The organism is Paracoccus marcusii (assembly GCF_006151785.1).
Classification (GTDB): domain Bacteria; phylum Pseudomonadota; class Alphaproteobacteria; order Rhodobacterales; family Rhodobacteraceae; genus Paracoccus; species Paracoccus marcusii.
Genome location: NZ_VDDD01000155.1, coordinates 1 through 7,063, shown reverse-complemented (window position 1 = coordinate 7,063; position 7,063 = coordinate 1). Strand labels below are relative to the sequence as shown.

Annotated in this window: 8 protein-coding genes and 1 tRNA gene; 3 read left to right on the top strand and 6 right to left on the bottom strand. The window is 67.3% G+C overall.

Features of this window, described 5'->3' with window-relative positions:
* Both FHD68_RS16705 and FHD68_RS16700 read left to right on the top strand, forming a co-directional pair.
* Nucleotides 1-503 (top strand): ADP-dependent NAD(P)H-hydrate dehydratase (locus FHD68_RS16705; protein WP_139086265.1); only part of this gene is annotated, 503 nt, incomplete at its 5' end.
* A 47-nt stretch (nucleotides 504-550) separates the two neighbouring features.
* Nucleotides 551-635: transfer RNA gene (locus tag FHD68_RS16700), tRNA-Leu, on the top strand.
* Nucleotides 636-650: 15 nt separating this feature from the next.
* Here FHD68_RS16700 and FHD68_RS16695 read toward each other — a convergent pair.
* The 6 genes from FHD68_RS16695 to FHD68_RS16670 all read right to left on the bottom strand — a co-directional run bounded on the left by FHD68_RS16695 (nucleotide 651) and on the right by FHD68_RS16670 (nucleotide 5,740).
* Nucleotides 651-1,385: a COG3904 family protein gene (locus FHD68_RS16695; RefSeq protein ID WP_127898571.1), complete on the bottom strand. Its 735-nt coding sequence runs from the start codon at nucleotides 1,383-1,385 to the stop codon at nucleotides 651-653.
* Nucleotides 1,386-1,388: 3 nt separating this feature from the next.
* On the bottom strand, nucleotides 1,389-2,669 hold the full coding sequence (locus FHD68_RS16690; RefSeq protein ID WP_127898572.1) for a hypothetical protein: 1,281 nt from the start codon (nucleotides 2,667-2,669) through the stop codon (nucleotides 1,389-1,391).
* Nucleotides 2,670-2,752: 83 nt separating this feature from the next.
* A complete protein-coding gene (locus FHD68_RS16685; protein WP_127898573.1) occupies nucleotides 2,753-3,550 on the bottom strand; it encodes a Crp/Fnr family transcriptional regulator in 798 nt (265 codons plus the stop codon).
* Nucleotides 3,551-3,826: 276 nt separating this feature from the next.
* On the bottom strand, nucleotides 3,827-4,813 hold the full coding sequence (locus FHD68_RS16680) for a GGDEF domain-containing protein (RefSeq protein WP_139086263.1): 987 nt from the start codon (nucleotides 4,811-4,813) through the stop codon (nucleotides 3,827-3,829).
* Nucleotides 4,810-5,379 (bottom strand): hypothetical protein, encoded by a 570-nt coding sequence (locus FHD68_RS16675; RefSeq protein ID WP_052715087.1) that lies wholly within the window; start codon nucleotides 5,377-5,379, stop codon nucleotides 4,810-4,812. Before FHD68_RS16675 ends, FHD68_RS16680 begins: the two co-directional genes overlap by 4 nt.
* Before the next feature lie 70 nt (nucleotides 5,380-5,449).
* Entirely contained in the window at nucleotides 5,450-5,740 is a 291-nt protein-coding gene (locus tag FHD68_RS16670) for a DUF3572 family protein (protein ID WP_045999135.1), read from the bottom strand.
* Nucleotides 5,741-5,845: 105 nt separating this feature from the next.
* On the opposite strand from FHD68_RS16670, the gene FHD68_RS16665 reads away from it, so the two are divergent.
* A partial coding sequence (locus FHD68_RS16665) for a diguanylate cyclase domain-containing protein (protein ID WP_139086261.1) occupies nucleotides 5,846-7,063 on the top strand: 1,218 nt, incomplete at its 3' end.

The following is a 7,063-nucleotide window of genomic DNA, read 5'->3' as shown; positions in this document are numbered from 1 at the left end:
TGCTGCCCGCGGCGGTGGCGGCGGGCCGTCCCACGGTCCTGGATGCCGATGGCCTGACCGCGCTGGCGCAGGCGCCCCGCCCCCTGCCGCCAGGCTGGATGCTGAGCCCGCATGGCGGAGAGTTCGCGCGCCTCTGCCCCGATCTGGCCCTGGCGCTGACGCACGAGGGTCCCCCCCGCCCCAAGCCCACCCTGCTGCGCGAGGCGGCGGCGCGGCTTGGCGCGGTCATCCTGCTCAAGGGGCCGGACACGGTCATCTCCGATCCGCAAGGACGGGTGGCGATCCATTCGGACCCGCATATTCCCTGGCTTGCCACCGCCGGATCGGGGGATGTTCTGGCGGGGATCATCACTGGCCTGTTGGCGCGCGGCCTGCCGGCATTCGATGCGGCCTGCCTTGGGGTACGCCTGCACGGGGCGGTCGCAAGACAGCATGGGCCGGGACTGATCGCGGACGATCTGATCGACGGGCTGGCCCCCGTCATCGCCGAATGGGACTGGTGATTTTTCCCCTCGCACTGCCCGCAGCCATTTGCTAGATCGCGGACAGCGCGGGTATGGCGAAATTGGCAGACGCACCAGATTTAGGTTCTGGCGCCGCAAGGCGTGGGGGTTCAAGTCCCTCTACCCGCACCACCACCGATCGATCGTTCACCTTTCGGCCGGCGTGGTCAGGCCCAGTTCCGCCATCAGCTCCGGTTCCAGCACGTTGATCTCGGCCGGGGGGGTGCGCAGGGCATAGGTCATCAGCCGCAGATCGACCCCCATCTGCACCAGATAATCCATCACCCCCGCCTGCGCGCGCTGCAGGTCGCTGACCGCCATGAAGGCGGGCAGGATGGTGTTCTGGCCGAAATAATGCTGGTGGACCCCCACCACGCCGCCTGCTGCCACCTGCCGCGTGGCGCCGCCCGCCAGGATATAGGGGCAGGCCGACAGGCAGACCGCCCCGTCGCCCACGCGGGTCGCATAGCCCGCCGCGCGGATCGTGCGCCCGATGGCCAGCGCGTCGGACACCGATCCGCCCGAACTGTCCAACGTCACCTGCGTCGCCGTCGGGCGTGTCCGGTCCAGCCAGGCGGCAAAGCGGTCCGCATCGCCCGGCGCGATCTGGCCCGCGATGGTGATCGCGTCATCGGCCTGATCGAATTCCAGCGCCTCTGGCATGGCGCGCATGGCGGGGCCGCCCGGATGCGACGGGTCCGACGGCCGCAGGTCGGGGCGATAGGGGCGCACGCTTGGCCCCTGTGCGGGCGGGGCGTACAACCCCGGCGCGGCCGATCCCGGTGCGCGCATCAGGTCCAGGCCGACGATGGCACCCGCCAGCAGCACCTGCGACACCAATACGGCCCGCACCACCTTGTGCGGGGAGGAGAACAGCCCCATCAGCTAGCCCTCGCGCCGCGAGGTGTCGGCGGCGGGCGGCGGTGCGGCATCGATCTGACGCAGCAGGTCAGAGGCCGCAAGCGCCGCACGCAGCTCTCCGACCGTCATGCGTTCGTCGCTGTGCCCCTCTCCGCGGCCGGATCGGATCGCGGCCTGCACGACCATGATGATGAAGACCAGCACCGCGGGCAGCAGGTCGATGGCGATGGCGCCTGCCCATGCGGGAACGAAGTTGCCGGCATAGGCGATGACCGCGTCCGCGGCCGACATGGGCGTATAGAGGGCCTCGTCCACCTGCGGCAGGGACATCACCTCGGTCGCGGCCTGCGCCAGGGTGGTGGCGCGCTGTTCGACCAGGGACAGGACAGAGGTGATGGTGCTGGACTGGCCCGCGCGCGTGGCCTCGGTGCTGCCGTCCAGTTCGGGCAGCACGACCGCATCGGCCAGGTCCTGCGCGGCGCGTCCGACCAACGGCGCCGGGTTCAACTGGCGCAGCTGCGTGATCAGACCGGCCAGCTGGACGGCGTCTTCGGAAAAGCGGACCGTGCGATCCTCCAGCGGTCCCGGCTCGACCGAGGTGCCGCGCATCCGGGACAGGATGGTGTTCCCCTGCGCGAAGGTTTCCTCGATGGGGGCTTCGGCGGCCAGCAGCTGGTCCTCCAGCGCCTGCAGTTCGGCGCCCTTCTGAGTCAGCACCCGAAAGACCGCGCCGCGACCGGAAAAGCCCGACAGGGTGCCGCCCGCCTCCTGCTCGGACAGATCCGCAAAGCTTTGCCGCACCCGGGCCACGTCGCGCGACAGTGCCTGCCCCGCCACGGCGTTCGCATGCGCGCGTTCCAGCGAGGTCTGATAGGTCTGCACGGTGGCCGCCATGTGTGTCTCGACCGCGGCCGTCCCTGCCAGCGCGGCGGCGTTCAGCCAGGACGACATCGCGACGATCGCCACCGAACCAAGCGCCATCGTCAGCAGCAGGCCGACCCTTGATGCCGCCGAGCGCACCGCCGGCAACAGCCGCAGCATGTAGGACCAGAAGACGAAGATGCCCACCGACACCGCGATGGAATAGGCCAGCGCCGCAAAGGTCGTCCACAGGCCCGGATCGTCCAGCAGCGTCCGCACCCCAAGATAGGTATAGATGCCCGATGCGGCCGACAGCACCCCAAGCGCGGTCGAGGTGAAACTGTCCAGCCAGTCCAGGTGCCGCTCCAACTCTCGGGCATAGCGGTCGCCGACGCGGTCATGGCTGCGGTCTGGGACGGGGGCGGCGTTGGGGTCGTGGGCCATGCGGTCTCCGGGTGGCGCTGAGGGACTGGCCCCAGATAACCGCAGATTGCCCGCATTCTCAGCCCCTTGCGGCCGATTGCCGGTCACGCTTTCGGCATGACCACGATGGGCATGGCGGCATCGGGGATGCGGGCGAACCCCTCGTCGGGCAGGACCTGATCGCAGCCGGGGCGTGCGGACTTGAGCCGGGCGCGGTCCAGGACCCGGATCTCTCCGCGCCCCATCTCGACGATGCCTTCGGCGCGCAGTTGCGACAGCGTCTTGTTGACGGTCTGGCGCGAGCATCCGGCGATCGCCGCCAGATCGGTCTGGCTCAGCTGGATCTGCGGAGATTCGGCGCTGGTCATGGTCAACAGGTTGATCCGGATGCGATCTTCGGCGGCGTAGAACATCGCGACAGAGTGCTGGCGGTTGTCCCGCGTCAGGCGGTCGTGAAAGATCTTGGCAAAGTTGCGCATCAGCAGGTCGGCCGGAACGTGCCGCAGGATCATTGCCGCATCCAGCAGCATCACCGTCGTGTCCGGCAGCGTGGTGCAGCTTGCCGCGCAGGTCCGGCCGGAAAACTGCTCGACCTCTCCCAGCACCTCGCCGGGAACGGCAAGATGGGCCATCACGCGATTTCCGTTGATGTCCAGATAGTTGACCTCGATCCGGCCCTTGATGATCAGATAGATCCAGTCGGCAGGCTCGCCTTGGCGCAGGATGTCCCTGGGGCGACGGAGATGAACGAGGGCAGCTTCAGCCACCAGGGCCGCCAGCTGAGGCTTGTCCAGATCGGCGATCAGCGCAGGCTTCAGGCGCGTCAGGATCGACAGCAGGTCGGGGATCTGGACAGGTGCCCTGCCCTTGGCCGAAGTCGTCCGTGGGGTAACTGCCTGCATGTCCCCTGCCCGATGATCGATGCAGGACCAAGTATATCGACATGACCGCGCAGGAACAAAGGTTTTCGTCAGGTCAACCAAGGTCCCCGCACGCGGCGGTGGCGGATCAAGTGTGCCATCACTGGTTACAGTCCACGAGGTACCACACTCTCGACCCGCATCACCGGTCTATTGGACAGTTCATTCCGGAACTGTCGGCAGGGCGACACAAGTCATGTTAGCGCAGGAAAAATTTGGGGAATGCACAGCAAACAGGCGACGGGATGCTGCTTGACCCTAGATGATCGTCGCCCGCCCGCGCCCCGCCCCCTTGGACAGGTAGAGGGCCTTGTCCGCCATCGCCAGGACCTGCTCCGGCTGGTCCGGACCGCCGGGATGCCAGACCAGGATGCCCAGGCTGGCCGAAACCTGCAGATCGGTCAGTTCCGGCGGCGACAGCGCCCGGATCGCCACGATGATCCGGTCGGCAAGCTGCTGCAGGGCGGCCCGCGATGTCATGCCCCGCAGGATCAGGACGAATTCGTCACCCCCTATCCGCGCCGCCGTGTCGGCCTTGCGGATATGGCTGCGCAGGACCGCACCGACCGACCGCAGCAGGTCGTCCCCCGCCTGGTGCCCCAGCTGGTCGTTGACCTGCTTGAAATGGTCCAGATCCAGATGCGCGATGGCAAAGGGATGCGCGACCTCGTCCGCGAAGTCGGCCGTGCGCAGCGATAGGGACAGCGCGATCTCCAGCCCGCGGCGATTCTGCAGGCCGGTCAGCGGATCGGTCTGCGCCTGCAGAAGGGCCAGTTCCCGCGATTGTGCCAGTTGGGTGTTGAAGCGCGACAGTTCGGTCAGGACGCCGCGGTTGGCCTCGTGCAGGAACAGCAGTTCCATTGCCAGTTCTGAGGGCGCAAAGTCGTCATCCGTCAGCCCCGCAGCACGAATCGCACGATGAAGGCCGATCCCGAAACCCAGATTGACCAGCAGCGTCCCATCATCGACCTGCACGCCATGGCCGCGCAACACCAGGTCGCGCGACTGGACCACGCGCAGGAACAGGCGGCGGCGGTGTTCGACTGCGGTGCGGATCGCCTGCAGCGGACAGGGACCCTGCCCCGCGCGCCCACTGACCAACCTGTCCGCCAGCCCGTCTGCCAGGTCGGGGATCAGCTTGGACAGCGTCGGCCCGACGGACAGGACCTTGCCGCAGGCCGACAGCCACAGGTGCATGGGCAGCAGCTGCCCAAGCGCCTGGGCGGACATGGTCGGGCCCGTCACGACGACACCGCGCCGCTCAGCTGCGCCCCCTGCAGGCTGAAGATGCGGCCCTCGAAGAACTGTTCGTCCCAGATGTCGATGCGGATGGACAGCCCCTCGACTGAAATGAGGCACAGCGCGCCGTAATCGTCAGCCATACCGCGGATCAGCCCGACCAGAAGATGCTGCCACACCGGGTCGGGTTCCAGCATGACCAGCCAGACGGACTGATCCTCCGCCTCGACCTGCAGGCGCGGAACCTCCAGGTCGGGCAGGACCAGATGCGCGCGACCGGGCAGCTCCTCAAGACGCAGCAGGAAATCCTTGAAGTCGCGGCCCGAAAACCGCAGCAGGCGCCGCACAGGCTCGATGCGCGTCATCCATCCGCCCAGATCCTCGAACATCTCGGGCAGCGGTTTCGACAGGCGGAACGCGGCGCGTTCCAGCGCACCCGTCCCGAACCCGGCACCAAGCGGCGCCAGTCGACCGACGGCCACGGCCTCCTCGTCGGCGACGGACTGGACCAGGTCTTCACCATACGTGGCGCGGAGGAATTCTTCGATCGCGCGATTGATCAGACTTTTCATGCCCACCTCGATTCGAACCGAAACTAGCGGCAGGGCGTAAACAAATCGGAAAGCGCCGATGGAAAAAGGTCTAGTCGGCCTCCCAGCCATAGCTGCCCGGCCCCGACAGGGCCGTGCGGGCCGTCATGATGTCGCCCGGACGCACGCCAAGGCTGTCGGCAAAGCTGCACAGGCGGTCATCGTCCTCGACCAGAAAATCAAGCAGGAACAGGGCGATGTCAGGACGGCTGGCGAAATTGCGGATATCGGCGGGCTGCAGGCCGGCGGCCTCCATGAACTGCGCCAGATCCTGCGGCCGATCGGCCAACAGGATCAGCGTCTGCGTCGCCAGATCGGCGGCCTGCTGGGCCGAATACGCCATTTTTCCATCCGTATCGCAATTTCGTGAGCTGGCCTGCACCAGAAACTCTTTGTTAAGCATTTTAGGTGAAATTGAAATGAAGATGTCGGATTTCTGGATAGATCGATGACGGCACGTATCATGGTTGCAGATGGCATAGCGACGGCGCGGATCACGTTGAAGGTCCGGCTGTCCGCCGTGCGCTATGACGTTGCCGCGGTCGCGTCGGCTGCGCAGCTGATGCAGGAACTGGACGCGGCCCTGCCCGACCTGATCATCCTGGGAAATTTCCCCGACGGATCGGCCATCGACATCTGCGGGCGGCTGTCGCGCGATCCGCGGCTGGCGGATATCCCGGTGCTGATGCTGGTCCGGCCCGAACAGCGGCTGGCCGCGCTGCAGGCGGGAGCAACCGCGACGCTTGAACCCGACGTCGACGACCAGATGCTGATGGCGCGGATCCGAAACATTCTGCGCCAGTCGGATGCCCCGCAGGCCAGCCGGATGGGCATGGCCGAGGCACCGGCCGGTTTCGTCCATGCCGATCGTCCATTGATCGTGCTCATCGCGGACAGCCAGACCCGTGCGCGGCGCTGGCGGCAGATGCTGTCCGAACGTATGCCCTGCCGGTTCGAGATCCGCGATCCTGACGAGGCGCTGGGCGCCGCATCCGCGGGGCGGACGGCGGACTTGTACTTGATCTCGGCCGATATCCGCGAGCGTGGTGACGGGCTGCGCCTGCTGTCCGAACTGCGGTCTCGTCAGGGGTCTCGGGATGCGGGCTTCGTCATCGCCATCGGGCCTGACCGGGCCGAGCTGTCGGCCATCGCCCTGGATCTTGGGGCGGGTGACGTGATGCCGGACGCGCTGTGCACCGCTGCGACGGCCGAGGCCGCGGCAGTGTCGCTGCAGATGCTGCTGTCGCGCAAATCCAAGAGCGACCAGCGTCGGGCCGAAGTTCAGCGCCATATGTTGTGGGCGATGACCGATCCGCTGACCGGGCTGTACAACCGCCGCTATGCCCTCCCCAAGCTGGCCGACATCGCGCGCGACGCGATGCTGGCGCATCAGGGATTCGCGGTCTTTGCCATCGACCTGGACCATTTCAAGGCGGTAAATGACTGCCATGGTCACACCGCAGGCGACGCCGTCCTGGCCGAGGTCGCGCAGCGCCTGCGCGATACCATCGGCGTGGACGGCATGACGGCCCGCATGGGCGGAGAGGAGTTCCTGGCGGTGCAGGGCAACTGCCCCCCGGTACGCGCGGCCCGCATCGCCGAGGCGCTGCGGCTGGCCGTGCAGGCGCGGCCCGTACGCCTGCCGGGCCTGTCCGGCGGCGGCGCG